The organism is Phenylobacterium sp. SCN 70-31 (assembly GCF_001724605.1).
Taxonomy (GTDB): Bacteria; Pseudomonadota; Alphaproteobacteria; order Caulobacterales; family Caulobacteraceae; genus Phenylobacterium.
Genome location: NZ_MEEX01000016.1, coordinates 13,789 through 39,584, shown reverse-complemented (window position 1 = coordinate 39,584; position 25,796 = coordinate 13,789). Strand labels below are relative to the sequence as shown.

General features: G+C 69.7%; 28 protein-coding genes. 19 read left to right on the top strand and 9 right to left on the bottom strand.

Annotated features, from left to right (window positions below; genetic code table 11):
* Positions 1-48 precede the first annotated feature (48 nt).
* Positions 49-528 (top strand): 2-amino-4-hydroxy-6-hydroxymethyldihydropteridine diphosphokinase, encoded by a 480-nt coding sequence (gene folK, locus ABS78_RS13320; RefSeq protein WP_293379859.1) that lies wholly within the window; start codon positions 49-51, stop codon positions 526-528.
* Positions 529-644: 116 nt separating this feature from the next.
* Positions 645-1,061, top strand: a complete 417-nt coding sequence (locus ABS78_RS13315) for a YciI family protein (RefSeq protein ID WP_293379857.1) — start codon at positions 645-647, stop codon at positions 1,059-1,061.
* A gap of 41 nt (positions 1,062-1,102) precedes the next feature.
* On the opposite strand, the gene ABS78_RS13310 is transcribed toward ABS78_RS13315, so the two are convergent.
* Complete coding sequence (locus ABS78_RS13310) at positions 1,103-2,080, bottom strand: sulfotransferase domain-containing protein (protein ID WP_293379854.1); 978 nt, start codon at positions 2,078-2,080, stop codon at positions 1,103-1,105.
* Between the two features lie 154 nt (positions 2,081-2,234).
* Between ABS78_RS13310 and rpoZ the strand changes: the two genes are divergently transcribed.
* Together rpoZ and ABS78_RS13300 are read left to right on the top strand one after the other, a co-directional pair.
* Positions 2,235-2,594 carry a DNA-directed RNA polymerase subunit omega gene (gene rpoZ / locus ABS78_RS13305; protein ID WP_293379851.1) on the top strand — a complete coding sequence of 120 codons (360 nt, stop codon included), beginning with the start codon at positions 2,235-2,237 and terminating at the stop codon, positions 2,592-2,594.
* 131 nt (positions 2,595-2,725) lie between these two features.
* A complete protein-coding gene (locus ABS78_RS13300; RefSeq protein WP_293379848.1) occupies positions 2,726-4,933 on the top strand; it encodes a bifunctional (p)ppGpp synthetase/guanosine-3',5'-bis(diphosphate) 3'-pyrophosphohydrolase in 2,208 nt (735 codons plus the stop codon).
* An 18-nt stretch (positions 4,934-4,951) separates the two neighbouring features.
* Here the strand turns inward: ABS78_RS13300 and ABS78_RS13295 are convergent, their stop codons facing one another.
* Positions 4,952-5,971, bottom strand: coding sequence for a hypothetical protein (locus ABS78_RS13295; RefSeq protein ID WP_293379845.1), 1,020 nt, complete (start codon positions 5,969-5,971; stop codon positions 4,952-4,954).
* Positions 5,972-6,085: 114 nt separating this feature from the next.
* Here ABS78_RS13295 and pyrE point away from each other — a divergent pair, with 114 nt between their 5' ends.
* From pyrE to acpS, 3 genes are read left to right on the top strand one after another with little or no spacing between them, the layout of a single operon-like run.
* Positions 6,086-6,670 carry an orotate phosphoribosyltransferase gene (pyrE, locus tag ABS78_RS13290; RefSeq protein ID WP_293379843.1) on the top strand — a complete coding sequence of 195 codons (585 nt, stop codon included), beginning with the start codon at positions 6,086-6,088 and terminating at the stop codon, positions 6,668-6,670.
* 18 nt (positions 6,671-6,688) lie between these two features.
* Positions 6,689-7,447: a pyridoxine 5'-phosphate synthase gene (locus ABS78_RS13285; RefSeq protein ID WP_293379840.1), complete on the top strand. Its 759-nt coding sequence runs from the start codon at positions 6,689-6,691 to the stop codon at positions 7,445-7,447.
* A gap of 10 nt (positions 7,448-7,457) precedes the next feature.
* Positions 7,458-7,886 (top strand): holo-ACP synthase, encoded by a 429-nt coding sequence (acpS, locus tag ABS78_RS13280; RefSeq protein WP_293379838.1) that lies wholly within the window; start codon positions 7,458-7,460, stop codon positions 7,884-7,886.
* A gap of 21 nt (positions 7,887-7,907) precedes the next feature.
* Here the strand turns inward: acpS and ABS78_RS13275 are convergent, their stop codons facing one another.
* Entirely contained in the window at positions 7,908-8,810 is a 903-nt protein-coding gene (locus ABS78_RS13275) for an EamA family transporter (RefSeq protein ID WP_293379835.1), read from the bottom strand.
* A gap of 183 nt (positions 8,811-8,993) precedes the next feature.
* On the opposite strand from ABS78_RS13275, the gene lepB reads away from it, so the two are divergent.
* From lepB to ABS78_RS13255, 4 genes are all read left to right on the top strand, one after another.
* Positions 8,994-9,776: a signal peptidase I gene (gene lepB, locus ABS78_RS13270; RefSeq protein WP_293379832.1), complete on the top strand. Its 783-nt coding sequence runs from the start codon at positions 8,994-8,996 to the stop codon at positions 9,774-9,776.
* Positions 9,773-10,471: a ribonuclease III gene (gene rnc / locus ABS78_RS13265; protein WP_293379829.1), complete on the top strand. Its 699-nt coding sequence runs from the start codon at positions 9,773-9,775 to the stop codon at positions 10,469-10,471. Before lepB ends, rnc begins: the two co-directional genes overlap by 4 nt.
* Entirely contained in the window at positions 10,468-11,406 is a 939-nt protein-coding gene (gene era, locus ABS78_RS13260; RefSeq protein ID WP_293379826.1) for a GTPase Era, read from the top strand. Before rnc ends, era begins: the two co-directional genes overlap by 4 nt.
* Positions 11,407-11,469: 63 nt before the next feature.
* Positions 11,470-12,297, top strand: a complete 828-nt coding sequence (locus tag ABS78_RS13255; protein WP_293379823.1) for an arylamine N-acetyltransferase — start codon at positions 11,470-11,472, stop codon at positions 12,295-12,297.
* Here ABS78_RS13255 and ABS78_RS13250 read toward each other — a convergent pair.
* The 3 genes from ABS78_RS13250 to ABS78_RS13240 all read right to left on the bottom strand — a co-directional run bounded on the left by ABS78_RS13250 (position 12,281) and on the right by ABS78_RS13240 (position 15,513).
* A complete protein-coding gene (locus ABS78_RS13250) occupies positions 12,281-13,474 on the bottom strand; it encodes a TonB family protein (protein ID WP_293379820.1) in 1,194 nt (397 codons plus the stop codon). The genes ABS78_RS13255 and ABS78_RS13250 overlap by 17 nt on opposite strands.
* A complete protein-coding gene (locus ABS78_RS13245) occupies positions 13,471-13,833 on the bottom strand; it encodes a BlaI/MecI/CopY family transcriptional regulator (RefSeq protein WP_293379817.1) in 363 nt (120 codons plus the stop codon). The genes ABS78_RS13250 and ABS78_RS13245 overlap by 4 nt, the downstream gene beginning before the upstream one ends.
* Before the next feature lie 171 nt (positions 13,834-14,004).
* Positions 14,005-15,513, bottom strand: coding sequence for a CoA-acylating methylmalonate-semialdehyde dehydrogenase (locus tag ABS78_RS13240; RefSeq protein WP_293379814.1), 1,509 nt, complete (start codon positions 15,511-15,513; stop codon positions 14,005-14,007).
* A gap of 96 nt (positions 15,514-15,609) precedes the next feature.
* Between ABS78_RS13240 and ABS78_RS13235 the strand changes: the two genes are divergently transcribed.
* The 6 genes from ABS78_RS13235 to ABS78_RS13210 all read left to right on the top strand — a co-directional run bounded on the left by ABS78_RS13235 (position 15,610) and on the right by ABS78_RS13210 (position 21,058).
* Entirely contained in the window at positions 15,610-16,491 is an 882-nt protein-coding gene (locus tag ABS78_RS13235) for a LysR family transcriptional regulator (RefSeq protein WP_293379811.1), read from the top strand.
* A 332-nt stretch (positions 16,492-16,823) separates the two neighbouring features.
* Complete coding sequence (locus ABS78_RS13230; RefSeq protein WP_293379808.1) at positions 16,824-17,396, top strand: sigma-70 family RNA polymerase sigma factor; 573 nt, start codon at positions 16,824-16,826, stop codon at positions 17,394-17,396.
* On the top strand, positions 17,369-18,331 hold the full coding sequence (locus ABS78_RS13225; RefSeq protein WP_293379805.1) for a FecR domain-containing protein: 963 nt from the start codon (positions 17,369-17,371) through the stop codon (positions 18,329-18,331). Before ABS78_RS13230 ends, ABS78_RS13225 begins: the two co-directional genes overlap by 28 nt.
* A gap of 174 nt (positions 18,332-18,505) precedes the next feature.
* Entirely contained in the window at positions 18,506-18,988 is a 483-nt protein-coding gene (locus ABS78_RS13220) for a RidA family protein (protein WP_293379802.1), read from the top strand.
* Positions 18,989-19,105: 117 nt separating this feature from the next.
* The gene (locus ABS78_RS13215) at positions 19,106-20,341 is read left to right on the top strand and encodes a lipase family protein (protein ID WP_293379799.1); all 1,236 of its coding nucleotides are present in this window, start codon (positions 19,106-19,108) and stop codon (positions 20,339-20,341) included.
* Positions 20,342-20,422: 81 nt separating this feature from the next.
* Entirely contained in the window at positions 20,423-21,058 is a 636-nt protein-coding gene (locus ABS78_RS13210) for a TetR/AcrR family transcriptional regulator (RefSeq protein ID WP_293379796.1), read from the top strand.
* On the opposite strand, the gene ABS78_RS13205 is transcribed toward ABS78_RS13210, so the two are convergent.
* The 3 genes from ABS78_RS13205 to ABS78_RS13195 are packed head-to-tail and all read right to left on the bottom strand — an operon-like array spanning position 21,059 to position 24,146.
* A complete protein-coding gene (locus ABS78_RS13205; protein ID WP_293379793.1) occupies positions 21,059-21,841 on the bottom strand; it encodes a crotonase/enoyl-CoA hydratase family protein in 783 nt (260 codons plus the stop codon).
* 8 nt (positions 21,842-21,849) lie between these two features.
* The gene (locus ABS78_RS13200) at positions 21,850-22,641 is read right to left on the bottom strand and encodes an SDR family oxidoreductase (RefSeq protein ID WP_293379790.1); all 792 of its coding nucleotides are present in this window, start codon (positions 22,639-22,641) and stop codon (positions 21,850-21,852) included.
* Positions 22,638-24,146: an AMP-binding protein gene (locus ABS78_RS13195; protein WP_293379787.1), complete on the bottom strand. Its 1,509-nt coding sequence runs from the start codon at positions 24,144-24,146 to the stop codon at positions 22,638-22,640. The genes ABS78_RS13200 and ABS78_RS13195 overlap by 4 nt, the downstream gene beginning before the upstream one ends.
* A 104-nt stretch (positions 24,147-24,250) precedes the next feature.
* Between ABS78_RS13195 and ABS78_RS13190 the strand changes: the two genes are divergently transcribed.
* Both ABS78_RS13190 and ABS78_RS13185 read left to right on the top strand, forming a co-directional pair.
* On the top strand, positions 24,251-24,658 hold the full coding sequence (locus ABS78_RS13190; protein WP_293379784.1) for a hypothetical protein: 408 nt from the start codon (positions 24,251-24,253) through the stop codon (positions 24,656-24,658).
* The gene (locus ABS78_RS13185; protein ID WP_293379781.1) at positions 24,655-25,791 is read left to right on the top strand and encodes a thiolase family protein; all 1,137 of its coding nucleotides are present in this window, start codon (positions 24,655-24,657) and stop codon (positions 25,789-25,791) included. Before ABS78_RS13190 ends, ABS78_RS13185 begins: the two co-directional genes overlap by 4 nt.
* Positions 25,792-25,796: the final 5 nt, after the last annotated feature.

The following is a 25,796-nucleotide window of genomic DNA, read 5'->3' as shown; positions in this document are numbered from 1 at the left end:
GCTACGCACATCTCCCGAAAATGTCGGGACCTGGACGAGGTCGTCGTCGTGGCGCTCGGCAGCAACCTTGCGGGAGCCTATGGCTCGTCCGAAGCCCTGCTGGAGGAGGCCCTGGCGCGCTTCCCATCCGTCGGTCTGAAAATCCTTGAAAGGTCCGGCTGGTGGCGGTCGGCCGCCTGGCCCGATCCGAATGGCCCTGAGTACCGCAACGGCGTCGCGCTTGTCGAGGCGGCGGCGGGGCCGGACGAGGTGCTGGCGGCGCTCCTGCGGCTGGAAGCCGACATGGGCCGGGAACGCGTCGGGCGGAACGCCGCCCGCACCCTGGACCTGGACCTGATCGCCCACGGCCGCCGGGTGCTGGATCGGCCCGGCCTGGTGGTGCCGCATCCGCGGGCGCACCAGCGTCTGTTCGTGATGGGACCGCTGGCCCAGATCGCGTCGGATTGGGTCCATCCCGTGCTCGGCCGCACCGCCGCCGATCTGGCCGCCGACGCGACGGTGGGAACGGACGCCGCGCCCGCGGCTTGAACGCGGCGTCGATCGATCGACAAGGTGTTCGACGTCCGGAAATGTCGGGTGCGTCGGCGCCGTTTCGTCCTGAGCCCAGGCGGCGTCATGCCGATGGCCGCGAGGAGGACTGACCGATGCGCTTCATGATCATCCGCAAGGGCGACGCCGAGACCGAGGCCGGCGCCCCGCCCAGCCGTGAACTCGCCGAAGCGATGATGGCTCACCACGAGGAGATGGGGCGCCATCTCAGAATATTGGGCGGTGACGGCCTGAAGCCCACATCGGCCGGCGCGAAGGTGAAGTTCCGCAAGGGTAAGCCGTTCGTCACCGACGGGCCGTTCACCGAGACCAAGGAGATCGTCGCCGGATACACCCTGGTCGAGGCCGATTCTCTGGAGGCGGTGCTCGTCTGGGTCCGGCGCTGGCCCGCCCTCGACGCGAACGGCGAGGTCGAACTGGAAGTCAGGCCGCTCTACGAGATCGAGGACTTCGGCGACGCCTTCTCGCCGGAACTCAAGGCCGACGCCGAGCGGATCATGGCCAAGGGCTGAAGCGTCGCCGGCCGGGTGTGGCCAGGGGGCGGTTGGGCGGGTCAGTCGGGCAGGGCGGCCGGATCGCCCGCCGCCAGCCGGCCGCCTTCGATCCACGCCCGCGCCGACGGCGTGAACTTCGCGCTCGCCAGCCGGTCGAACCGCGCCAGGTCGGCGTCGGTCAGGGCGCCTCTCCAGCGGCCGTTGAAACCCTTGTTCAGGAATCGGTCGTGGCCCCGATCGAACATGATCTCGACCGTGGGCAGCAGCGCAGCGCCCTGAGCCTTCATGTTGTCGAACCGGGCGGCCTCCGCGATCGCGCCCAGCATCGCGGCCGGCGTGTCGATGTCGAGGAAGGCCGCTATGCGTGCGACCTCTCCGGGCAGGTCGGCCTTCAGGTCGTTGTAGTGGACCAGCAACAGGTTGGCCCGCGCGCGCTCGCGCCAGTAGGTCATCTCGAAATCGAAGAACGGCATCTCCACCGGCGCGCCGGGCGGCGCTTCGGCCTCGGCGATCCAGCCGCGGTAGAACTCCACGGGGTCCTCCGGCGGATCGGGCGGCGGCGGGCCTTCGGCGCCGAACAGCTCTGCGGCGGCCCGTCCCACCCGGATCTTCGCCCCTTCGGTGAACCCGCGCATGTGGTTGTGGAACGAGAAGCAGGCGTCGCGCCCGTCCCGCGCCACATGGATGTACTTGAGCCCCTGGTAGATCGGCAGGCTGTCGAACGGCAGATGGGACTTGATCGCTCGCCGGTGGGTCTGGCCTTCGAGGAGAGCGAGTTCCGCCTCGATGGGATTGAAGAACGTCGCATCCAGCCACGGATAGGTCTCCGTGATCGGCCGCGCCGCCGTCGACTGGTGGATCAGCATGTCGACGATACGCTGGGTCCAGGTGGTGCCGCACTTGGGATAGGTGGCCACCACGATGTCGCCTGGGCGCGGGCGGAAGCCGTCCCAGCGGTGGCTGTCCATGAGCGCGGTGCGGTACTCACGACTCGGCGCGCGCAGAAGTTCCGGCATGGTGGCCTCAATATCGAACATCGTTCTCTTAATTCGCGGAGGTAATGTCGAGCCAGCCGGTCGGGGATCGGTGCGGCTTCGCGCCCGTCGCGCTGGTATGGTCGTGTGTGGCGTTGCACAATGGCGGCCGAACCTCTATTTTGAGCGGTTCTACGTTCCGCCTCCGAGAGATTTCATGGCTCGCGTCACCGTCGAAGACTGCATCGAAAAGGTCCCGAACCGCTTTTCGCTGGTTCTGCTGTCGGCTCACCGCGCCCGCGCCATCTCGGCCGGCTCGGCGCTCCTGGTCGATCGCGACAACGACAAGAACCCGGTCGTGGCCCTGCGCGAGATCGCCGAGGACGTGGTCGACGCCGAGGAGCTGAAGGAAACCCTTATCGGCACGCTGCAACGGGTCGACGAGCGCTCGGAAGCCGAGGAAGAGGCCGAGACCCTGGCCCTGCTGGCGGATCCCACCCACATGCAGATGAGCGAGCTTGAGCTGGTCCGCGCTCTGCAAAGCGACCGCGACGGCGGCCAGGAGGAGCGGTACTGAGCCCCGAAGGCGCAGAACCGCTGATCCAAGAGGCGGCGACACAGCCCGCCGCCCCGCCGAATGACGCACCCGCAACGGACGCGTCCTCCCACGATGCGCTCCCCAGGGATGCACCCTTGAGGGACGCCTCCATGCCGGCTCCGGTCGTTCCCGGGGTCGTGCGGCCGCGCATGCTTCGCCAGTTCGAGCTGATCGAGAAGGTCCGCTCCTACGATCCGACCGCGGACGAGGCGATCCTGAACCGCGCCTATGTCTACGCGATGCGCCAGCACGGCTCGCAGAAGCGCGCCTCCGGCGATCCCTACTTCGCCCACCCCATCGAGGTGGCGGGAATCCTCACCGACTACCGGCTCGACACCGAGACGATCGTCACCGCCCTCCTGCACGACGTCATCGAGGACACCGACGCCACCCGCGAGCAGGTGGCGGAGCTGTTCGGGGCCGAAGTCGCCGAACTGGTCGAGGGCGTCACCAAGCTCTCCAAGCTGGAGCTCAGCCAGGAGCACCTGCGCCAGGCCGAAAACCTTCGGAAGTTCATCCTGGCCATCTCGAAGGACGTCCGCGTCCTGCTGGTGAAGCTGGCCGACCGCCTGCACAACATGCGGACCCTGCACTTCATCAAGCAGGCCGCCAAGCGCGAGCGGATCGCCCGCGAGACCCTCGACATCTACGGCCCTCTGGCCCGTTCCATCGGCGTCCACCGCATCTGCGAGGAGCTGGAGGAGCTGGCCTTCGCGCATCTGAACCCGGTGGCCCGCAACGCCATCCTGCGTCGCCTGGAGACGCTGCGTCACGAGCAGGGCGGGGCCGTCTCGCTGGTCAGCCAGGAGATCTCGGCGCGTCTCGACACCGCCGGCATCCCGGCGCGGGTCTTCGGCCGCGAGAAGCACGCCTATTCGATCTGGCGGAAGCTCCAGCGCAAGTCGATCGGCTTCTCCCAGCTTTCCGACATCTACGCCTTCCGCGTGATCGTGGAGAACGAGGACGACTGCTACCGGGCCCTGGGCGTCATCCATCGCGCCTGGCCCTCGGTGCCCGAGCGGTTCAAGGACTTCATCTCCACGCCCAAGCGCAACAACTACCGTTCCCTGCACACCACGGTGGTGGGCTATCGCGGCATGCGCATCGAAATGCAGATCCGCACCGAGGCGATGGACCGCGTGGCGGAAGAGGGCGTCGCCGCGCACTGGCGCTACAAGAACGAATCCTACGGCTTCGACGCCGAACACCAGAAGGCCGCCGGCGGCCGCGACCCGCTGGTCAACCTGCGCCACCTCGTCCAGGTGCTGGAGCACGGCGGCGACGCCGAGGAGCTGGTCGAGCACGCCAAGCTCGAGATGTTCCTCGACCAGGTGTTCGTCTTCACGCCCAAGGGCCAGCTCGTCAGCCTGCCGCGCGGGGCCATGCCGCTGGACTTCGCCTACGCCGTCCACACCGACATCGGCGACACCACCATCGGGGTGAAGATCAACGGCGAACTGAAGCCGCTGCGCACGGCCCTGGTCAACGGCGACGTGGTCGAGGTCATCCGCGGCGGCAAGCCGGTGGTTCCTCCGGACTGGCGCTCGCTCACCGTGACCGGCCGCGCGCGCAGCGCCATCCGCCGCCACATCCGCCAGACCGAGCGCGACGAGTTCGTCCGCCTGGGTCGCGCCACGGTGGACCAGACCTTCGAGTCCGCCGGCAAGTCGCGCAAGGACGTCTCGCTACGCCCCGCCTTCGACCGCTTCGCGGTCGCCACCGACGACGACCTGTTCGAGGCGGTCGGCCGGGGCCGCGCCACGCCGGGGCAGGTGCTGGAGACGGTGTTCCCGGGCCTGCGGGCCGACGAGCGCGAGGCGGCGACCGCGCGGCGTCGTATCGAGGCCGGTGCGGGCGCGCGCCTCTACGTCCGCGGCGGTGGTTTGACGCCGGGCGTCTCGATCCACTTCGGGGAATGCTGCTCGCCTGTGCCGGGCGACCGCATTGTGGGCATCATCGAGGCCGACGGCCGTGGCCTGACGGTCCACACCATCGATTGCGAGACGCTCGCCCACTACGAGGATCGCGAGGAACTCTGGCGTGACCTGCAATGGACCCCCGAGGCCGAGCGCAACACCGTGGCCCGCGCCCGCCTCACCGCGACCATCAAGAACGCGCCGGGGGTCCTGGGTCAGGTCTGCACGGTGATCGGCGAGGCCGGCGGCAACATCGTGGGCCTGCGGATGCACCACCGCCAGAGCGACTTCTTCGGGGTGGATTTCGACGTCGAGGTCACGGACGCCCGGCACCTGACCCACATCTCGGCGGCGCTCCGGGCCAATCCCAGCGTGGAAGATGTCGAACGCGCGAAGGGATGAGGCGCCTTCAACCGCCGATCAGGCCGCGTCGCTCGCCTTCGTCGGCGGCTTGCCCGCTTCGCGCGCGTGGCGTTGCTCGTCCTCCCACAGCGCCAGGATGCGCTTGAGGATGTAGGGCGGGGCCCAGTCGTAGCCGTCCTGCCGGTCGTCCAGGAACAGCGGCGTGATCGACTGGTAGTTCTGCTCGATCACCGCCTCGCAGGCCGAGCGGATCTCGGCCCGGTCGGTCACCACGGGGCCGCCGGCGCTGCGCGCCAGACCCAGGCCGCCTACGGGAATCCACAGGGTGGGATAGGGCTGGTCGTCGATCACGCCCTTCAGCTTCTGCTTGCCCGACAGGCGCAGCGTGAGCGGTCCGATCCCCTCGGGCTCGCCGCTGGTGAGCAGGAATGCGAGGTCCACCGACAGGATGAGCTGGTGCGGCGTCGCCCAGGAGGTGAGGCGGAACCCCGTATCGATCGACGGGCCCACGAACTCTCGGGTGATCGAGGCGTTCGACGGGTTGGCGTACCATTCGTCGCGCAGTTCGGACTGCACGATGATGGCGTCGCGGGACAGGTCGCCGTCCACCACTTCGCCGCCCCGCCGGAAGAACACCTCGGCGTTGGGGGTGGGGAAGAGGCCGATCCAGGCGGTGGATTTGGCCTCCAGGTGTTCGGTTCCCGGCTCGTGCTGGAGTTGATACCGGTGCAGCGCCCAGATCCACACGTGCATCAGCGCATAGGCGTGGCTGAGGCTGGTCAGTTCGCAGGTGTAGAGCAGTTCGTCGCCGTTGCTCTTCCAGTACTCCGGCGCTTTCAGCGTCCCGGCGTAGTTCGACGCGAAGGCGTGGAACTCGCTCTGAAGGATCAGATCGAAATCTCTGTAGAATCGAAGGATTTCCGGTCGCCACGTGTTGTGTGACTGCTTGTAGTGGGTCGCCCCCTCCAGATCGACGCTGAAGAACAGGCGCAGGCGCGGCTTCAGGCCCTCGGGAAAGCCGTCCGGCAGAGCGCTCGGCTTCGCGGCCGGCGGGCGTGATGCGGCGTCTTTGGCCAACCTGTTCCCCGTGTCTCGCCCGCAGACTAGAACGGCGCTTCCTAAGGCGAGGTTGCCATCCGGGCCGTCGCGCGGCGCGACAAATGCGCACGAGCCAGTGTAAGGGAGCGCCTCATGAACACAGACGACGTCCTCGAAGAGTTCCGCGGCGCTGGCGCCCTGCGCGAGGGGCACTTCATCCTGGCCTCCGGCCGCCATTCGCCGATGTTCCTGCAGAAGAACCTGGTCTTCCAGTACGCCGACCGCACCGAGCGTCTGTGCCGGGCGCTGGCCGACCGGATCGTGGCGCGGTTCGGAAAGCCCGACGTCATCGTGGCCCCGGCGGTGGGCGCCATCATCCCCGGCTACGAAGTGGCCCGGGCGCTGGGCGTGCCGTCGATCTATGTCGAGCGCGAGGACGGCCGGTTCCGCCTGCGGCGCGCCTTCACCATCGCGCCCGGCGCCAAGGTGGTGGTGGTCGAGGACGTCATCACCACGGGCGGTTCGTTCCGGGAGGCGGTCGAGCCGGTCGAGGCCGCGGGCGGCGTCGTCCTGTGCTGCGCCTGCATCGTCGATCGGTCGGGCGGCAAGGCCGACGTGGGTTGGCCGCTGGTCGCGCTGGCGACCGTGGACGTGCCCTCCTACGCGCCGGACGAGATCCCGCCGGAGCTGGCCGCCATCCCGGCCGAGGAGCCGGGCTCGAAGCGGCTGCGGGGATGAGCAGCAGAGGATGAGCGCGTGTCGCGGCTGAGACTGGGCGTCAACATCGATCACGTGGCCACCGTGCGCAACGCGCGGGGCGAGGGCTATCCCGATCCCGTGCGCGCGGCCGAGGTCGCCCTGGCCGCGGGCGCCGACGGGATCACCGCCCACCTGCGCGAGGACCGTCGCCACATCTCCGACGCCGATATCGACCAGCTTGCCGTCATCTGCCGTCGGCGCGGCCGTCCGCTCAACTTCGAGTGCGCGGTGACGCCCGAGATGGAGGCCATCGCGCTCGCCCACCGGCCGCACGCCGCCTGCCTCGTGCCCGAGCGCCGCGAAGAGGTGACCACCGAGGGCGGTCTGAACGTCCTGCGCGGCCAGAACGCGATCGCGCCCGCCGTGCGCCGGCTGGCGGCTGCGGGTATCCGGGTGTCGCTGTTCATCGACGCGGACGAGGCCCAGGTGGCGGCCGCGAAGAGCGTCGGCGCCCAGGTGGTCGAACTGCACACCGGCGCCTATTGCGAGGCCGTGCGCGAGCGCCGGCCCCAGGCCGAGGCCTTGCTGGGCAACCTCCGCGCTGCGGCCGCCCGCGCCGCCGAATTCGGCCTCGAGGTCCATGCCGGCCACGGCATCGACTATGAGACCGTCAAGCCCATCGCCGAGATTCCCGAGGTCGCCGAACTCAACATCGGCCATTTCCTGATCGGCGAGGCGATCTTCATCGGGCTGGGACCGGCCATCCAGCGGATGCGCGCCCTCATGGACGAGGCGCGGGCCTCGGCCGCCGCGTGACGGGCGTCAGATGATCCTGGGCATCGGTTCCGACCTTTCCGACATCCGCCGCATCCAGGCTTCGCTGGACCGGTTCGGCGACCGCTTCCGCCAGCGGGTCTTCACCGAGATCGAGCGGACGCGCTCGGATCGCAAGGCCGACGCGGCCGCCAGCTACGCCAAGCGGTTCGCCGCCAAGGAGGCCTGCGCCAAGGCGCTCGGCACCGGCATCCGCCGGGGTGTGTTCTGGCGCGACATGGGCGTGGTCAACATGCGCTCGGGCCAGCCGACGATGGCGCTCACCGGCGGTGCGTTGGCGCGCCTCCGGCAGATGACGCCGCCGGGCATGACGGCGACGATCCACCTGTCGCTCACCGACGATCATCCCTACGCCCAGGCCTTTGTGATCATCGAGGCCGTGCCGGCCGTCCCGGACCCTGCGGCGCCGCGGCAGGTCTGAGGCCCGCGGCGGCGACGCCGGTCAGGGCGCCGTCCGCGCGGCTCGCAGTGCGGCGAACCGCGGCCACAGCGTGTTCAGCGCCAGTCCGCTCAGCACCAGCGCCGCCGCCGTCAGCTTCCAGGACGCCAGGCTCTCGCCCAGTAGCCAGGCCGAGGCCCCCATGCCGAACACCGGCACCAAAAGGGCGAGAGGGGCGATCGACGCCGCCGGATGCCGCGCCAGCAGCCACGCCCAGGCCGAATAGCCGAAGATGGTGTTCCCCACCGATTGCCAGGCCACGGCGGCCCAGGCGGCCGCCGTGGCGTGGGCGATCGACTGGGACACGGCCGGCCAGCCTTCCAGCACGAGGGCCAGAGCGATCAGGGGCGGGGCCGAGAACAGGCTCGCCCAGACCACATAGGCCAGCACGTTGATCGGGCCCGCGGCCCGCTGCGCCGTGTTGCCGCCGGCCCAGGCCAGGGCGGCGAACAGCACCAGCGCCAGACCCAGGGGGGTCGCGTCGCCGTCGGTGTGGGTCAGCAGCCAGGCCAGCCCTCCGCCGGCCAGGGTCAGGGCCGCGATCTGGTAGGTCCGCACCCGCTCGCCCGCCAGGAGCATGGCGAAGCCGATGGTGAAGAAAGCCTGCACCTGCACCACCAGGCTGGCCAGCCCGGGCGAGATCCACTGGGTCATGGCGATGTAGAGCACGCCGAACTGGCCCACGCCGATCAGCACGCCGTAGGTCGCAAGGTTCCGCCACGGGACGTCGGGCCGCTTCAGGAAGAAGACGGCGGGCAGGAGCGCGAAGGTGAACCGCAGCGCCGCGAAGGTGAGGGGCGGGAACGCTTCGAGTCCCCATTTGATCACGACGAAGTTGGTTCCCCAGACGGCCACGACCGCCAGGGCCAGCAGGAGGTGTAGCGGAGGCAGCGCGTCGCGGCTCATGCCGCCTACATAGGCCGCCCGGCGGCCGTGTCACCGGTCCAGTCGCCGCAGGGTGGCTCCGGCCCGCCGCGGGCGGCGCGGCGACCGGATGTCGCAATGTTCACGGGCGCCGAACTTGCTCATGCGCTAGGGAGCGGATACGCAGGCGCCGTCCCGGCGCGCCGGGACGATCAGGAACAGTCGATGAGCCAGAACGTGCAGGGCGTCGAGACGCCGGAAAAATCCAGCGCCCTCAAGGAGCTGGTCGAGATCGTCAAGACGATCGTCTTCGCGCTGCTGATCGCGCTGGTGCTGCGGGTCATCTTCTTCCAGCCGTTCACGATCCCGTCGGCCTCGATGGAGCCCAACCTGTACGAGGGCGACTACATCATCGTCTCGAAATACAGCTACGGCTGGTCCAAGCACTCGATCCCGTTCAGCCCGCCGCTGTTCGAGGGTCGTATCATGGAGCGGCCGGTCAATCGCGGGGACATCGCCGTCTTCAAGCTGCCCAGCGACGGGCGCACCGACTACGTCAAGCGCATCCTGGGCTTGCCGGGCGACCGCCTCCAGATGCGGGACGGCCTGCTCTACATCAACGACAAGCTGATCGAGCGCGAGCCGCTGTCGCCCGTGCGGACCGACGTCGGCTACGGCCAGATCCGCGAGGTCGCCCGCTATCAGGAGCGCCTGCCGGGCGGCCGCACCTATGTGACCCAGGACTTCGGGACGGACGGCGACCTCGACAACACCGACGTCTACATCGTGCCCGACGGCCACTACTTCGCCATCGGCGACAACCGTGACAACTCGCTGGACAGCCGCGTGCCGCCGGCGCTCAACGGCGTCGGATACGTGCCCGCCGACCACCTGGTGGGCAAGGCCGAGATCATCCTGCTCTCGTGGAAGCCCGAGGCCACCATCTTCAAGCCCTGGACCTGGGTCCTCGACGCACGGCCCAGCCGGTTCTTCAAAGTCCTGAAATGAACGCGAGAATCGCGGCGGTCGAGGAACTCGAACACCGCATCGGCCATACCTTCGCCGACCGCGACCTCCTGGAGCGGGCGCTCACCCACGCCAGCGTGGGCGACGGCGCGCGCGAGGTGCGCCACAACGAGCGCCTGGAGTTCTTGGGCGACCGCGTCCTCAATCTCTGCGCGGCCGAGCGGCTGATGGCCCTCGATCCCGATGCGCGGGAAGGGGAGATGTCGCGACGCCTCGCCAGCCTCGTGAACTACCACGCCTGCGCCCGCGCCGCCGAGCGCGTCGGTCTGCCTGCGGCGCTGCGGCTGTCGGCCAGCGCCACCAAGGTGGGCGCGCGTAAGTCGGACGCCGTGCTGGGCGACGCCTGCGAGGCGCTGATCGCGGCCCTCTACATCGACGGCGGGCTCGACACCGCCCGCGCGTTCTTCGAGCGCTTCTGGGCCGAGGAGTTCCCGCACGTGGACGCCCCGCGCGCCAAGGATCCCAAGACCCAGCTCCAGGAGTGGGTGCAGGGCCGCGGCCTGCCGCTCCCGGCCTATGAGGTCGTGGCCCGCGAGGGCCCCGCCCACGCGCCTGTCTTCACCATCGAGGTCCGGGTCCAGGGGCTGGAGCCCGAGCGCGGGGAGGGCGGCTCGCGCCAGTCGGCCGAGAAGGCCGCCGCCCAGGCCATGCTCATCAAGCGAGAGGGTCACGAATGAGTACGACCCGCGCAGGTTTCGCCGCCATCATCGGCGCGCCCAACGCCGGCAAGTCGACGCTCACCAACCGGCTGGTAGGCGCCAAGGTCTCGATCGTCACCCAGAAGGTCCAGACCACCCGCTTCCCCGTGCGTGGCGTGGCGCTGGCGGGCGAGACGCAGATCGTGCTGGTGGACACCCCCGGCATCTTCCAGCCGCGCCGCCGGCTGGACCGGGCGATGGTGCGCGCCGCGTGGGGCGGGGCCGAGGACGCCGACGCCGTGGTCCACCTAGTGGACGCTCCGGCCGAGATCGCCGCCGCCGGGCCGGAGGGCCGCGCCGCCGACCGCCGCTCGGCGGCCGATGTCGAGGCCATCGTCGCGGGGCTCAAGACCGCCGGCCGCCAGGTGATCCTGGCCCTCAACAAGGTCGACCAGCTGAAGCGCGAGGACCTGCTGGCGCTGTCGCAGCGCCTCTTCGACACCGGGGTCTATTCCGAGGTCTTCATGATCTCGGCCGTCACCGGTTCGGGGGTCGAGGACCTGCGCGCCCGCCTGGCCGCCCTGATGCCCGAGGGGCCGTGGCTGTATCCCGAGGACCAGACCGCCGACCTGCCGGCCCGCCTGCTGGCCGCCGAGATCACGCGGGAGAAGCTGTACCTGCGCGTGCACGACGAACTGCCCTACGCCGCTGCGGTCGAGACCACCGCGTTCCAGGAGCGCAAGGACGGCGGTGTGCGCATCGAGCAGACCATCTATGTCGAGCGCGAGAGCCAGCGGCCGATCATCCTGGGCAAGGGCGGCCAGACCCTGAAGTGGATCGGCCAGAAGGCGCGCGAGGAACTGGGCGTGATCCTAGACCGCCCGGTCCACCTCTTCCTGCACGTCGCCGTCGACGAACGCTGGGCCGACAAGCGCGCCTTCTACGGCGACATGGGACTCGACTTCGACGCCTGAGGGAAGCGAGCGCCGGGGGACGAGCGCCCTCGCAATCGCGCTTGCGCACCCTAGGTTAGGGGCATGACCGACCTCGACGCCTATTTCGCCCGCATCGGCTACGACGGCCCGCGCGACTCCAGCCTGTCGACGCTGCGCGCCCTGCATCGCCTGCATCCCGCCGCGATCCCGTTCGAGGCGATCGACGTGCTCCTGGAGCGCGGAATCGACATTTCGCCCGAGGCGGTGGACGCCAAGCTGATCCACGGTCGCCGCGGGGGCTACTGCTTCGAGCACAACAGCCTGTTCGCCCGGGTGCTCACGGCCCTGGGTTTCGAGGTCGAGGGTCTGGCCGCCCGCGTGCGCTGGAACGCCCCGCCCGACGCGCCGGCCCAGCCTCGGACCCACCAACTCCTCAAGGTCGCGGCCGGGGGCGAGGACTGGCTCGTGGACGTGGGCTTCGGGGGCTGCGTCCTCCCCGCGCCGCTGCGGTTCGTCGCCGACGTCGAGCAGCCGACCGATCACGACACCTATCGCCTGGTCCCCATTCCGGGCGGCTTCGCCCAGGAGGTGCGGCGCGAGGCGGGCTGGGTCCCGGCCTACGACCTGTCGATGGTCCCCTGCGAGCCGCGCGACTACGAGATGGCCAACTGGTTCACCGCCACCCATCCCACCTCGCCCTTCCGCGCGACCCTGATGGTGGCGGCGACGCGGGACGAGGCGCGCTACGGCCTCCTGTTCAATCGCCTCACCGTCCGTCCCCGCGACGGCGCGCCGGTCCAGACCGTCCTCGACGCCGACGGCCTGGAGCAGACTCTTCGCGAGGTCTTCGGCCTGCCCGTCGAGCCCGCCTGGCGGCCCTTCATCGAATGGGCGGCCGGTGAGGGCGCGCCGGTCAGACCGGCGCCATGAATATGATGGGGATGCGGACTTCCCCCCCGGCGGTGGGCTGGCCGTCGCGTCCCACGGCGTCCATCCGGAAGCGATCGGTCAGGTCCAGGGCGGCCGGGCCGAACCCGGCGTCGACGGGCGATTCCATCGTCACACTGCAGCGCTCGAGCCGCCCATCGCCCGCGACGCGGCAGGTGACGACGGCGCGGCCCGCCAGGCGCTGGGCGAGAGCCTTTCTTGGGTAGACCCTGGCGATGTCCTTGGCGTCGGGGCGCTGGATCCAGTTCGGCGCCGCGACCAGAACCGGCGGCGATGGCGGCTGGGCGGCCCAGGCCGCGGCGCCGGCGGCCAGGGCGGCGAGGCCGGCGACGCCCAGGCCGATGGCGCGGGTCCGGTGTCCGGGTTGGGGCAGGGTCAGCATGGCGATGCGCTCCTTCAGGGGGTGTTCGGCCGCCGACGGCCAATGGCAGCCGAGCGGCAGGGGCTGGGTCGTGAGCTGGGTCTTGAGGAGGGCCGCGGCATAGGCCCGCCGGGCGGTGGGGAAGCGCGCGAGCACGTCGGCGTCGCAGGCCAGTTCCTGATCCATCCGGAAACGACGGGCCGCCACGTGCGCCAGCGGGTTGAACCAGCACAGACACAGCGCCGCGGCGACGGCGAGGTTGGCCAGGGCGTCGCCGCGCGCCAGGTGCGCCGCCTCATGGGCCAGCACGACCTCCCGCTCCCGGGCGTCGAACCGTACGTCGAAGTCGGCCGGGGTGACGATCCGGGGACGCAACGCGCCGATGACCGCAGGACCCGCGTCGAGCCGGTCCGACCGGAAGTGTCCCGGTCCCGCGGGCGTGAGGCGACCCAGGCCGGCCACATAGCGGGTCTGCTGGGCCACGAAGACTGCCGCCAGCCCCCCGGCGCCGAGCAGCCAGCCGGCGAACAGCATATCGGCGGAGCGGTCCGCCGTTGTCGCGATGTCCCGGGACGCCGCCTCGGAGGCGGCCAGCACGACCGGACTGAGGATCGTGGCGGCTTCGGGCCGGGGCAGGAGGGCGGCGAAGGCGGCGGCCGGAACCAGCAGCCACAGCGCGTAGGCGACCTGAGAGCCGAAGGCGCGGCGCACCGGCGCGCCCAGGCCCAGCACCAGCAGGACCGCGACGGCGCCCACGATGTTGGCGCGGGCGAGGAGAGCCAGGGCGTCGGCGCTCATTCGTCCATCTCCTCGATCAGGCGTTTGAGCTCAGCCATGTCCTCGGGCGAGAGGGCGCGGGACTGGGACAGATGGCTGACAAGAGGCGCAAGCCGGCCGTCGAACAGCCGGTCGAGGAGGCTCTGGCTTTCGCCGCGAATGTAGGCGGCGCGCTCAAGGACGGGCCGGTAGAGATAGCGTCGGCCGTCGCGCTCGGCGGCCACGGCCTTCTTCTTGAGAAGCCGGTTGATGAGGGTCTTGACGGTGGCCTCGGTCCAGCGCTGGGGGCCGCCCACCTCGGCGAAGACCTCCTCGGCCGTACGCGGGCTCGCCCGCCACAGCACCTCCATGACCACCGCTTCGGCCGGACTGATCTTCATGTCATTTACATCCGTAATCGTGATGTATCGATTACATGAGTAAACGTTGGTGTCAACGGACTCGCGCGAGGTCGGCCCGCACGGCGGGGGCGGGGACGTCCTAGCGGCGGCCGCGGTGGGATGGCGGCGGTTGGCGACCGGGCTGGGGAATCCCGGTCGCCGTGGCACCCCCTATCGCATCGTCGGGAAGTGGAACGACTGATCCGCGGGTTCGGCGCCCGCCGCCTGGGTGGGCCAGCGCTGGGTGACGGTCTTGGTGCGGGTGTAGAAGCGGATTCCGTCCATGCCGTACTGGTTGAGGTCGCCGAAGCCGGACCGCTTCCAACCGCCGAACGAGTGGTAGGCCACCGGAACGGGAATGGGCACGTTGACGCCCACCATCCCGACCTCGATCCGCGACGCGAACTCCCGCGCGGTGTCGCCGTCGCGGGTGAAGATGGCCACGCCATTGCCGTAGGGATGCTGATCGACGAGACGGATCGCCTCGTCGAGGGAGGCGGCCCGCACCATCTGCAACACCGGGCCGAAGATCTCCTCCTGGTAGCTCCTCATCGTCGGCGTCACGTGGTCGAAGAACGTCGGCCCCAGGAAGTAGCCGGCTTCATAGCCCTGCAGCGAGAAGCCGCGACCATCGACGACCAGCTCCGCGCCCTCGTCCACGCCGAGTTGGATGTAGGATTCGACCCGAGCCTTGTGCGGGGCGCTGACGACCGGGCCGAATTGCGCCTGCGGGTCCGTGGACACACCGACGCGCAGCCCCGCGATCGCGTCGATCAGCCGCGCCCGCAGGGCTTCGGCGGTCGCGGCGCCCACCGGCATGACCACGGGTAGCGCCATGCAACGTTCTCCGGCGGAACCGAAGGCCGCGCCGACGATGTCGGCGACCGCCTGGTCCAGGTCGGCGTCGGGCATGACCACGCCATGGTTCTTGGCGCCGCCCATGGCCTGTACGCGCTTGCCGCGCGCGGCGCCGCGTTCGTAGACGTATTGCGCGATCTCGGTGGAGCCGACGAAGCTGATCGCCTTGATGTCGGGATGATCCAGCAGGGCGTCGACGACGACGCGGTCACCCTGCACGATGTTGAGGATCCCCGGCGGCAAGCCGGCCTCGATCAGCAGTTCGGCCAGGCGCTGACTCACGGAGGGGTCGCGCTCCGAGGGCTTCAGGACGAACGCGTTGCCGCACACGATGGCCGGCGCCAGCATCCACAGCGGCACCATGGCGGGGAAGTTGAAAGGCGTGATCCCCGCGACCACGCCCAGCGGCTGGCGCATCGAATAGACATCGATCCCGGGGCCGACGCGCTCGGAATACTCGCCCTTGAGGAGGTGGGGGGCGCCGCAGCAGAACTCGACGATGTCGATGCCGCGCTGCAGTTCGCCCTTGGCGTCGGCCAACACCTTGCCGTGCTCCTCGGCGAGCATCATCGCAAGCTCGTCCATGTGCGCCTCGAGCAGGCGCTTGAATTCGAACATCACGCGCGCGCGGCGCTGCGGGTTCACGGCCGCCCATTCCGGCTGCGCGAGCCGTGCGCTCTTCACGGCGCGCGCCACGACCTCGCCGTCCCCCAACTCCAGCGTCGCCTGCGGCGCGCCCAGGCTGGGGTTGAAGACGGGCTGGGTGCGGGCGCCGGCCACGGAAAGGGCTTCACCCTGAACGTAGTGGGCGATTTTGCGCATTGTGGACCTCCAGATCAGACGGTCCCGTCATAAGCCTCAACATTTTTGCGATATCCAGGCGGACATTCATGCAGCCGATGTGCAAAAATACGCATCATGAATTGGGACGACCTGCGGATCTTCCTTGCGATCAGCCGCTCCGGCGGGCTCACCCAGGCCGGGGCGCGGCTGAAGATCGACCACACGACCGTGGCCAGACGGCTCGGCGCCCTGGAGGCTGCCGTCGGCGCGCGACTGGTCGTCCGCTCGCCGCGCGGCGCGCGTCTTACCGAAGCCGGCGCCGCGCTCGCGCTGCACGCCGAACGGATCGAGACCGAGGTCATGTCGGCCGGCGCGCGGCTCGGCGGGACCGACCTGAAGCCCGCGGGCGTGGTGCGCCTGGCCACGCCGGAGGTCTTCGGCGCGAACTTCGTCGCGCCCGCGATGAGAGCGCTCCACGACCTGCGCCCCGAAATCCAGGTGGAACTGATCGCGCAGTCTCGCGCCGTCAGCCTCACCAAGCGCGAAGCCGATCTGGCCATCACCCTCAGCCGGCCGCCGAGAGGCCGCCTGCATGTCCAGAAACTCACCCCGTATCGGCTCGGGCTGTACGCGTCCCGCGACTATCTGGCGGAGTACGGCGCGCCAACCGGCCTGGAGGAACTCCGAACCCGCCCTCTGGTCTGGTTCATCGATGAGATGATCGACATTCCCGAGTTGCGGTATTTCGACCAGATCGCCGCCGGGGCGCGAACGGCCTTCCGCTCGACGTCGATCGCCGCCCAGCACGCAGCCGTCGCCGCGGGCCTGGGCCTGGGCGTGCTGCATTGCTACGTCGCCGACCAGGACCCCAGTCTCGAGCGTGTGCTCGCCGACGCCGTCACGATCGAGCGGACCTACTGGCTGGTCAGCCATTCGGACGAACGTCATCTCCCACGGGTGCGAACTGTCATCGAATTCCTTCAGGAACAGGTCCGCGGCGCACGCGAGCGCTTCTGACGGGGCGCTGCGACGCGCGAGATCGCGTATTGGCCGGCCCGCTCGCGGCCAAGCCTGCGCGGCCCGTCGCCGACAGGCGCCCTGCCGATGTTGCCGGTGTTGAATATCCCGCAAACACCGTAGGCGCGGGTGTGGAAAATCAATGCCCTAGGTCCGAGAAGAAACAGTCTTGTCCCCCACCATCGAACATGGAGCCATGGCGTTGGAGGTTGGGAACATGGGCAGGCTCCGCCGCATCACGGACGTTCCGAGATTCCACCCGATCCAGCTCCTGCGGGGTCGTTGCCGCGTGGCCGTCAGCCGCCGGCCGCATCGCCGGGGAGGAGCCAGGGGTGTCTGACCGCGCCGCGCGCATCGCCTGGTTCAAGGCTGGCGTGCTGCCGCATGAGGCCAGTCTGCGGCGGTTTTTGCGGCGCACGGGCGCGCCCGACATGGACCTGGACGACCTGGTGTCCGAGGCCCTGACGCGGACCTACGCCGCCGAGGACTGGCGGCGGATCACCAACGGCCGCAGCTATCTTTTCACCATCGCCCGCAATCTCGTGTTCGACGCAGCGCGGCGACAAAAGATCGTGGCCTTCGAGACCGTGGCCGACCTCGACGCCCTCGGGCTTGTGGACGCCCAGCCGTCGGCGGAAGCCGTCCTGACAACCCGCGACGAACTGCGGGTCCTCCAGGCGGCCGTAGATCGGCTGCCGCCGCGCGCGCGGGAGGTGTTCCTGCTGCGACGGGTGGAAAATCTTTCACAGCGCCAGGTCGGGGAACGGCTCAACTTATCCGTTTCTACGGTAGAAGGGCATTTCACGAAGGCGATCGCGGCCCTTACGAAGGCCCTGCAAGACAGCGACCCGATCAGGAGCGGAGACGCGGGACCAGCATGGAGAAGCCAGCGGCAGAAGCGTTGAACGAGCAGGCCGCCGCCTGGTTCGCGCGGCTGCACAGCGCCGAAGTCACGTCCGAAGACCGCGCCGACTTCGATCTTTGGATGGACGCGCCCCACAACGCCGTCGCCTACGCGCGAGCCGAGGCGACCTGGGAACGTGCTCAGCGCCTGCAGGCGACGCCCCTTCGCGCCGCCGCCGTATCGCGCGCCAGCATTGCGCCGGTCTGGACGCGCCGCGCCGCGGCCATCGGCGTCTTGGCGCTGGGCGGCGCCGCGAGCTGGCGCTGGCTGAATGCGCACGAGGTGTTCGAGACGGCGCTCGGCGAACGCAAGCGCGCGACCCTCGTCGATGGCAGTATCGTCGAGCTGAACACCGGCAGCCGACTGGAAGTCGACTTCAGCGGAAAGTTGCGAGCCGTGCGGCTCATCGCCGGCGAGGCGCTGTTCCAGGTCGCCAAGGACGCCGAGCGGCCCTTTGTCGTTGCGGCTGGCGATGCGCGAGTGCAGGCCATCGGCACGGCGTTCAATGTCCGTCTTCGCGAGCATCTCGTGGAGGTCACCGTGACGGAAGGCGTCGTGCAGATCGGCGGGAAGCAGGCCGAGACGGTCGCCACACCGCGCCTCGCGCGTAAGCTTGTCGCCGGGCAAGGCGCCGTCGTGGGGCCTGGGGCGGTGGCGGAGGTGCCCCTCAATCCCGAGGCGATGCAACGTCGAGTGGCCTGGCGCGACGGCGTCATCGAACTACGGGGCGAGACCCTCGAACAGGCGGTCGCCGAGTTCAATCGCTACCGGACCGCAAAGCTCGTCGTCGGGGATCCTGAGCTGGCGGGTGTCCGCATTGGCGGCACCTTCGGCGTGCTCGAGGCGGACAAGTTCCTTGGCGCCCTGCGCTCAGGCTTCAATGTCCGGACGGTCGAGGGCGCCGGCGGAACGATCTACCTGCTGCCGGAGGCGTAGGCGTTTCTCGACGACGGGGCAGGGGGTTTCGCCCGCTCGTCCGTCTGACTCATCGGAATGCTGGAGGAGGTTCGGGCCGTCGTGCTCGCATCCTGTCTGATCGAGCGGCGGGATGCCCGCCGCCGGCCGCGAGGAGGAGGCCTCCGCCACGCAGGCGCTTCGAGGGAACAACGAATGACAGATATCGACGCCCGCCTCGCCGAACTGGGCGTGACGCTTCCAACGCCGCCCAACCCCGTGGCGAACTATGTGGCGGCGGTGGCGGCCGGAGGGCTCACCTACGTCTCGGGCCAGGTTTCGTCCGATGCCGACGGGGGGATCCGCGGAACCGTCGGGGTCGATCTCGATCTGACACAGGGCCGCGACGCGGCCCGCCTTTGCGGCGTCAATCTCCTCGCGCAAATGAGGGTCGCCGCTGGCGGCGATCTCGCCCGCGTGCGCCGCGTCGTGAAGCTGGGCGGTTTCGTACAGTGCGGTCCCGACTTCAGCGACATCCCGTCGGTCCTCAACGGCTGTTCGGACCTGCTCGTGGATGTCCTCGGGGACGCCGGGCGCCACAGCCGTTCGGCTGTCGGCGTCTATCGCCTCCCGCTGGGCTTCGCCGTGGAAGTCGACGCCGTCGTCGAGATCGACGGGGCGGCGAGCGGAAGATCCTAGTTGGCTTACGCGAGACACACCCTGGGAAGCCGATCGCCGCGCGCCGGCGGCAAGACTGGGCAGCCCCGTCTTCACCCGCGTGATCCCTACCTCCTCCAACTGAAACGGATGTCACACATGAGGCCGCTCCTTCCCGTCCTGGCGATGACAACCGCTCTGCTCCTGAGCGCCACGCCGACGCTCGGCGCGACCCCGGACGCCCGGTTTGGGGATGGCGGTGTTTCCGCATTCTACGATTGGTCCGGGCCGATCCAGCGGCCCGGCAAATTGCTGCGGCAGGAGCCCCTGCCCCCGGAACTGGTTCTCTCCGAGGCGGGGCAGGGCGTGCGGATCCTCTACACATCCACCGACGGAATCGGCGGAGCGGAGCGCGTGGTGGTCTCGGGCGCCTATTTCACCCCCAAGGGCAAGCCGCCCAAAGGGGGCTGGCCGCTCGTCGCCTGGGCGCATGGAACCGTAGGGCTGGCCGATGTTTGCGCGCCGTCCTGGGCGGGTCGCTCTGCGCGCGACACGGACTACCTGAACCGCTGGCTCTCGGAAGGTTTCGCGGTCGTCGCGAGCGACTATCAGGGAATCGGAACGGCGGGACCGCACGGCTACATGATGACGCGGCCGGTGGCCTACAGCGTCCTCGACAGCATTCGGGCTGTGGTGGCGAGTCAGCGCGGGCTGTCGCGGAAGGTCATTCTTGTCGGGCAGTCGCAGGGCGCGAGCGCCGCCTTCACGGCGGCTGGCTTCGCCGCCACCTACGCCCCGGAGCTTGACATACGGGGCGTCGTATCGACGGGGACGCCCTATGTCTCGGCGAAGAAGATCGACGCCACGAAGACCTACAGCGATGGGAGTCGGGTCGATCCGACGATCGCCTACGCCTTCTATCTGACTCTGACGCTTCAGCAGCTGCGGCCCGACATCGCCGCGTCGGATATCTATACCGACAAGGCCATGCCGCTTCTGGAGTCGGCGCGATCGATGTGCATTCGTCCTCTGGTGCAGGCGGTCGTCGACGCCGGGCTGACGTCGGACAACGCGTTCAAGGGCAGCCAACAGGCGCAGGCCTTCATGCCCTTCCTGCCGCATTTCGTCTATCCGACGCTCAAGCTGCACATGCCGATCTTCATGGGCGCGGGAACGGCCGACAAGGATGTCGCGCCGTCCGGCCAGATGCAGCTCGCGCGGGAAGCCTGCGACGCTGGCACGGTCGTCGAAGCTCATCTCTACGAAGGGCTTGATCATTCAGGGACCGTGAACGCCTCGCTCAAGGACAGCCTGCCCTTCGTCCGCAAGGTCCTGCATGGCGAACCGATCGCGCCTCGCTGCGCCCCGCAGAGCGGCGCCGACGTCGCGCCGTAGGCGCGGCGATCCGCCTGCTCGCGACCATGTGGTCGCGGACGATCCTTCCCTCGGGCTCCACGGTCGCGTAATCGGAGGGCGATGGTCGCGGCAGTGCGAAAGTCGACGGCTGGCCGGAGCCATGCCGAGCGGAGGCGGGAGGCCGAGACCGCCATCCTGCAGGCGGCTCTGCGCATCATCTCCAAGCGCGGCATGGACCAACTCACCCTCGCGGAAGCCGGCGAGGCGGCCGGTTACAGTCGGGCGCTGCCCGCGCACTATTTCGGTTCGCGCGAAGCCTTGCTCACCGCCGTGGCGGAGCACGTCGTGGAGGCCTACCGCACCCGGCTTCGCGCCGGTGACCGCGCTGAGGCGCCCAGGGGTCTGGAAGGCGTTCTGGCGGGCGTCGCCTTCTATGTCGACGACAGCCGAAAGTCCGCGACGCGGTTGCGAGGCTTCTACGAGGTGTTGAACGCCGGGCTGCGTCGCCCGGCCATCGCGCCCGCGGTCGCGCGGCTCAACCGGGATTCGGTCGACAGTTTCGCCCGCAGCATCCGCGCCGCGCTAGATATGGGAGAGGTCCGCCCCGATCTCGATCCCGACACCGAGGCCGTGCTCGTGCTGGCGGCGCTGCGGGGGCTGATGACCCAGTGGCTGCTCGCGCCCGAGCAGATCGACATCGAGCGGAGCCGCGACGCACTGGTGGCGGGATTCAGGCGAAGCTGGACCGGCGCCTGATCAGCGCCCCTTCCATTGGGGTTTGCGCTTTTCTGCGAACGCCTTGAGGCCCTCGGTCCGGTCTTCCGCGGTCAACGCCGGGCGGGCTACATCCATCTGCGCCCGCCACGCTTCGGCCTCGGTCCAGTTCCAGGCCTGGAAGGCGATCTCTTTGGACGCGGCCAGGGCGGTGGGGCCATTGACCAGCAGGGCGTTGGCCCAGTCCACCGCGGCCTCCAGCGCCTTGCCCTCGTCAACGACGCGGTTGACCAGCCCGGCGCGGTGCAGGAACTCGGCGTCCTTGAACTCACCGGTCAGGGCCAGCTCCATGGCCAGATGGTAGGGGATCCGGTAGGGCAGGCGAAACAGCGCGCCGCCGACGGCCACAACGTTGTGGCGGACTTCCGGCAGGCCGAACCGCGCCGTCCTGGCCGCCACGATGAGGTCGCAGGCCAGGCACATCTCGAAGCCGCCGCCGACCGCGAAGCCCTCGACGGCCGCGATGAGCGGCTTGCGGGAGGGGCGGGCGAACAGGCCGAACCCTCCACGCGACGTGCGGGCGGATTCACCCCGCGCCACGGCCTTGAGGTCGGCGCCGGCCGAGAAGGTCCCGCCCGCACCCGTGATCACGCCCACGAACAGTTCGTCGGTCTGGTCGAGCAGGTCCATGGCCGCGTGCAGGGCTTCGGCGGTGGCGCGATCGAAGGCGTTGCGCGTGTCCGGGCGGTTGATGGTGATGACCAGAACGTGGCCGCGCCGCTCGGTGAGGACGCGGTCGTGTGCAGGAGATGCGGTTTCGGACATTGGATGACTCACAGCGCGAAGGAGAAGCCGCCGTTCACCGGATAGGTCTGGCCGGTCACCCAGGCCGCGGCGTCGGACGAGAGGTAGAGGATCATGTTGGCCACATCGTCCGGGCGGCCCGGACGGCGGATCACGTAGTTGGACATCATCTTCTTGAGACGCTCGGGATCGGCGCGCAGGCGGCCCTCGATGGCGGGGGTCAGGGTGGCGGCGATCGCCACGCAATTGGCCGCGATGTTGTGCCGGCCCAGCGAGCGCGCGACGCCGCGCATGAACCCCGCCGCCCCGGCCTTGGCGCCGGAGTAGATCTCCAGCCCCGTCTCGCCCATCCGGCCGGCGTCGGAGATGACGGTGACGATCCGGCCGCCGCCGCGCGCGATCATGCCCGGTACGACGGCGGAGGTGCAGTTGATCACGCCGTACAGATTGACCCGGATGTAGTGGTCCCAGACTTCGGGTCCGACCTCGTAGAACGGCGCGCGCGTCTCCCGGGTGGGGGCCGCCCCGGCGTTGCCGGCGTTGTTGACCAGGATCTCCACCGGCCCCAGTTCGGCCTCGGCGCGCGAGACCATGTCCTTCACGGCGGCCAGGTCGGTGACGTCGGCCTGGATGGCCAGCGCCTTGCCGCCCGCGGCCCGGACCTCCTCGGCGACGGCTTCGGCGCGGTCCAGGTGGAAATCGTTGACGATCACGCCGCCGCAGTTGTGCGCGCCGAAGTGCAGGGCCGCCTGCTGGCCGACGCCCTGGCCGGCGCCGGTGATGATGGCCACCTTGCCCTTGAGATCGAGGATGTCGGTCATATGAGTCGTTCCCGCCCTTTCCAGTACGGTGCACGCAACTCGGTCTTGAGCACCTTGCCCATGAGGTTGCGCGGCAGTTCGTCGATGATGTGGATGGCCTTCGGCCGCTTGTAGGAGGCCAGCCGGCCCTGCACGGAGGCCGCCACCTGGTCGGGCGTGGCCGTGGCGCCGGGGCGCATCTCCAGGAAGGCGATCGGCGCCTCGCCGAAGTCGTCGTCCGGTATGCCGACGACCGCGGCGGCCAGCACCTGTGGATGAGCCTGGAGCTCGGCTTCGATCTCGGCGGGATAGATATTCACGCCGCCGGCCACGATCATGTCCTTGGACCGGTCGGTCAGGTAGAGATGCCCGTCGGCCTCCAGCCGCCCCACGTCGCCGACCTTGAAGAAGCCTTCGGGGTCGAGCGTGTCGGCGCCCAGCGCGCCGGCGTTGAGGTACGCCGGAATGGTGGTCGGCGTGCGGACCCAGATGTCGCCTGTCTCGCCGGGCGGCAGGTCGCGGCCTTCACCGTTCCGGATCCGGATGTCGACGTTGGGAAGCGCCAGGCCGCTCGACCCCGGCTTGCGGAGCTGTTCGGCGGGCGAAAGGCCGGTGATCATGCCGGTCTCGGTCGTTCCGTAACCCTCGCTGAGCTTGCCTTCGCCGAAGTGGCCGATCACCCATTGCTTGAGCGCGAAGGGCACCGGCGCGGCGCCCAGGCTGATCGAGCGTATCGAGCTCACGTCGTAGCGGGCCAGCACCTCCGGCGGCAGGACCGAGATCCGTTGGCACATGGTGGGCACGGCGGCCCAGTAGTTGATGCGGTGGCGGTCGATGAGCGCCAGCGCCTGTTCGGCGTCGAACCTGCGCATCAGCACCGTCAGCCGCCCGGTGGCGCGTCCGGTCCAGAGTTGGTTGGGACCCGCGGCGTGGTGCATCGGCATGGTGACCAGCATCGCCCCGGCCGGGCCCAGCGCCTCCGGCGTGGGCGGCGGTGGTCGCTCGGGCATGGCCACGCCCTTGGGGCGGCCGGTGGTGCCGGAGGTGTAGACCACCAGCGACGGGTCGGCGGCGGCGAAACGCCTGGGCGCATCGTCCACGAAGAGGTTGATCAGCGGCTCGACGCCGCCCGGCGCGGCGCCGATGCCGACGATCAACTCGACGCCCACCTGGCGGGCCACGGCGAGGACGGGCGAGGGGTCGGGATCGTCGAGGATCAGGGCCTTGGCGCGACTGTTCTCGAGGATGAACCGCATCTCTTCGGGCGTGAGCCGCCAGTTGGCCACGAGCAGCCGCGCGCCCAGCTTGCCGAGCGCGGCGCTGAGGATGGCCCACTCGAGCCGGATCTGTGTGCGAACGCCGACGATGTCGCCGGCGGCGACGCCCCGCCGGCTCAGCCCCTCGGCGAGGCGGTCCGCGGCGTTGTTCCAATCGCCGAAGGTCAGGGTGCGCTCGCCCTCGACGACCGCGATATCGTCGGGCCGCAGCCCGGCCCAGTACTCGACGCTGCCCACCGTGGCGTTCACGTCCGTGCTCCTCCCGCGTGGCCCGCTGATCATCGGGCCTTGAACTCATGAGAGCGTTATGTTTGTTGTGTCGTCAACAAACAAATTCGAGGACGGAGGATTGCATGGTCGGCGTTCCGCGACTGAAGCCGGAGCTCTACGAAGAGGGTGAGGAAGGCGCGATCTGGCTGAGCGGAGGCGCGTGCGAGTGCGGTCACGTGTTCTTTCCGTGGCAGACCTTCGGCTGCGAGGTCTGCGGTCGCCATGGCGCGGACCTTCATCCCCGGCGACTGAGCGGTTCGGGCAGTATCGTGGCCTCCGCCACCGTCCACCTGCACGCGGGCAAGGGCCGACAGGCGCCGTTCGACGTCTGCGTCGTGAAGCTGGATGACGGCCCGGTGATCCGGACCCTGCTGGCCAGCGTGGGCGATCCGCCTCAGCCCGGCCGTGCGGTCCGTGCGGTGCTGGTCGAGGTGGATGGCAGAGAACCGGGCGAGCGGGTCCGCGACATGCGCTTCGAGGTGGCGGCGTGAGGGCGCTGGGCGATCTGCGGCCGGTCTACGCCATCGGCGTCGGCTGGCATCCATACCGCTACGCCACCGAGGAGCCCTATGTGACCCTCGGGCTGACGGCGGTGCGCCAGGCGCTGGCCGATGCGGGCGTGGAGTGGCCGGCGGTGGACGCCGCCTTCATCGGCACAGCCCTGCTCGGCATGGCCTCGGGGCGGCCGATGCTGCGCCATCTCGGGGCCACGGGCCTCCAGCTCGTGCATATCGAGAACGCCTCGGCCTCGGGTTCGGCGGCCTTCCGTGCGGCCTGCCTGGAGGTGGCCAGCGGGATGGCCGAAACCGCCGTGGCGCTCGGCATCGACAAGGTGATTCCGCGGCCGCGCACCGGATCGGGCCTGGGCGGGCTGGCGGAAGACGCGTTCGTCGCCTTCACGCACTTCGCCCTGCTGACCAACCAGTACGCGGCCCGCAACGGCGTTTCGCCGGAAGACGTGGCCCTGGTCGCGGTGAAGAACCACGGCAACGGCGCGAAGAACCCCAACGCCCAGCGCCAGAAGGCCCGGACGCTCGACGAGGTGCTGGGCGGCAAGCGGATCTCCGGAACGCTGACCTCGCTCCAGTGCTGCCCCGTCGGCGAAGGCGCCTCGGCGGTGATTCTGGCTTCGGAGGACGCCATCCGTCGGCTGGGGGTCGACACCGGTCGGGCGATCCGCGTCACGGCGTCGGCGGTCGGAAGCGAGACGGTGGGCGCCGGCAACGACGCCGACGCCTCTCTCACCCGGGACGTGATCGCCCGCGCCCTCGCTCAGGCCCAGATCAAGGGGGCCGATCTCGACGTGCTGGAGGTGCACGACGCCTTCACCATCGAGGAACTGCTCTACGCCGAAGCCGCCGGCCTGTGCGGCGAGGGCCAGGCGATCCACCTGCTGAAGGACGGCGCGTTCGACATCGGCGGCCAGTGCGCGGTCAGTCCTTCAGGCGGTCTCATCGCCATGGGCCATCCCATCGGTCCGACCGGCGTCGGTCAGGTGGCGGAGGTGGTCACCCAGCTCCGTGGCGAGGCCGGCGCACGCCAGCACAAGGGCGCGAAGGTCGGCTTGGCCCACATGGTGGGCCTGGGATCGGTCTGCTACGCCCACGTCCTGAAGCGGGACTGAGGGGG

What these genes read in the sequence shown, in the direction of transcription:
- ABS78_RS13315 (WP_293379857.1), top strand. Translation starts at nt 645, where the DNA reads ATGCGCTTCATGATCATCCGCAAGGGCGACGCCGAGACCGAGGCCGGC.
- ABS78_RS13310 (WP_293379854.1), bottom strand. Translation starts at nt 2,080, where the DNA reads ATGTTCGATATTGAGGCCACCATGCCGGAACTTCTGCGCGCGCCGAGT.
- rpoZ (WP_293379851.1), top strand. Translation starts at nt 2,235, where the DNA reads ATGGCTCGCGTCACCGTCGAAGACTGCATCGAAAAGGTCCCGAACCGC.
- ABS78_RS13300 (WP_293379848.1), top strand. Translation starts at nt 2,726, where the DNA reads ATGCCGGCTCCGGTCGTTCCCGGGGTCGTGCGGCCGCGCATGCTTCGC.
- pyrE (WP_293379843.1), top strand. Translation starts at nt 6,086, where the DNA reads ATGAACACAGACGACGTCCTCGAAGAGTTCCGCGGCGCTGGCGCCCTG.
- acpS (WP_293379838.1), top strand. Translation starts at nt 7,458, where the DNA reads ATGATCCTGGGCATCGGTTCCGACCTTTCCGACATCCGCCGCATCCAG.
- ABS78_RS13275 (WP_293379835.1), bottom strand. Translation starts at nt 8,810, where the DNA reads ATGAGCCGCGACGCGCTGCCTCCGCTACACCTCCTGCTGGCCCTGGCG.
- lepB (WP_293379832.1), top strand. Translation starts at nt 8,994, where the DNA reads ATGAGCCAGAACGTGCAGGGCGTCGAGACGCCGGAAAAATCCAGCGCC.
- rnc (WP_293379829.1), top strand. Translation starts at nt 9,773, where the DNA reads ATGAACGCGAGAATCGCGGCGGTCGAGGAACTCGAACACCGCATCGGC.
- era (WP_293379826.1), top strand. Translation starts at nt 10,468, where the DNA reads ATGAGTACGACCCGCGCAGGTTTCGCCGCCATCATCGGCGCGCCCAAC.
- ABS78_RS13255 (WP_293379823.1), top strand. Translation starts at nt 11,470, where the DNA reads ATGACCGACCTCGACGCCTATTTCGCCCGCATCGGCTACGACGGCCCG.
- ABS78_RS13250 (WP_293379820.1), bottom strand. Translation starts at nt 13,474, where the DNA reads ATGAGCGCCGACGCCCTGGCTCTCCTCGCCCGCGCCAACATCGTGGGC.
- ABS78_RS13245 (WP_293379817.1), bottom strand. Translation starts at nt 13,833, where the DNA reads ATGAAGATCAGTCCGGCCGAAGCGGTGGTCATGGAGGTGCTGTGGCGG.
- ABS78_RS13240 (WP_293379814.1), bottom strand. Translation starts at nt 15,513, where the DNA reads ATGCGCAAAATCGCCCACTACGTTCAGGGTGAAGCCCTTTCCGTGGCC.
- ABS78_RS13235 (WP_293379811.1), top strand. Translation starts at nt 15,610, where the DNA reads ATGAATTGGGACGACCTGCGGATCTTCCTTGCGATCAGCCGCTCCGGC.
- ABS78_RS13225 (WP_293379805.1), top strand. Translation starts at nt 17,369, where the DNA reads ATGGAGAAGCCAGCGGCAGAAGCGTTGAACGAGCAGGCCGCCGCCTGG.
- ABS78_RS13220 (WP_293379802.1), top strand. Translation starts at nt 18,506, where the DNA reads ATGACAGATATCGACGCCCGCCTCGCCGAACTGGGCGTGACGCTTCCA.
- ABS78_RS13215 (WP_293379799.1), top strand. Translation starts at nt 19,106, where the DNA reads ATGAGGCCGCTCCTTCCCGTCCTGGCGATGACAACCGCTCTGCTCCTG.
- ABS78_RS13210 (WP_293379796.1), top strand. Translation starts at nt 20,423, where the DNA reads ATGGTCGCGGCAGTGCGAAAGTCGACGGCTGGCCGGAGCCATGCCGAG.
- ABS78_RS13205 (WP_293379793.1), bottom strand. Translation starts at nt 21,841, where the DNA reads ATGTCCGAAACCGCATCTCCTGCACACGACCGCGTCCTCACCGAGCGG.
- ABS78_RS13200 (WP_293379790.1), bottom strand. Translation starts at nt 22,641, where the DNA reads ATGACCGACATCCTCGATCTCAAGGGCAAGGTGGCCATCATCACCGGC.
- ABS78_RS13190 (WP_293379784.1), top strand. Translation starts at nt 24,251, where the DNA reads ATGGTCGGCGTTCCGCGACTGAAGCCGGAGCTCTACGAAGAGGGTGAG.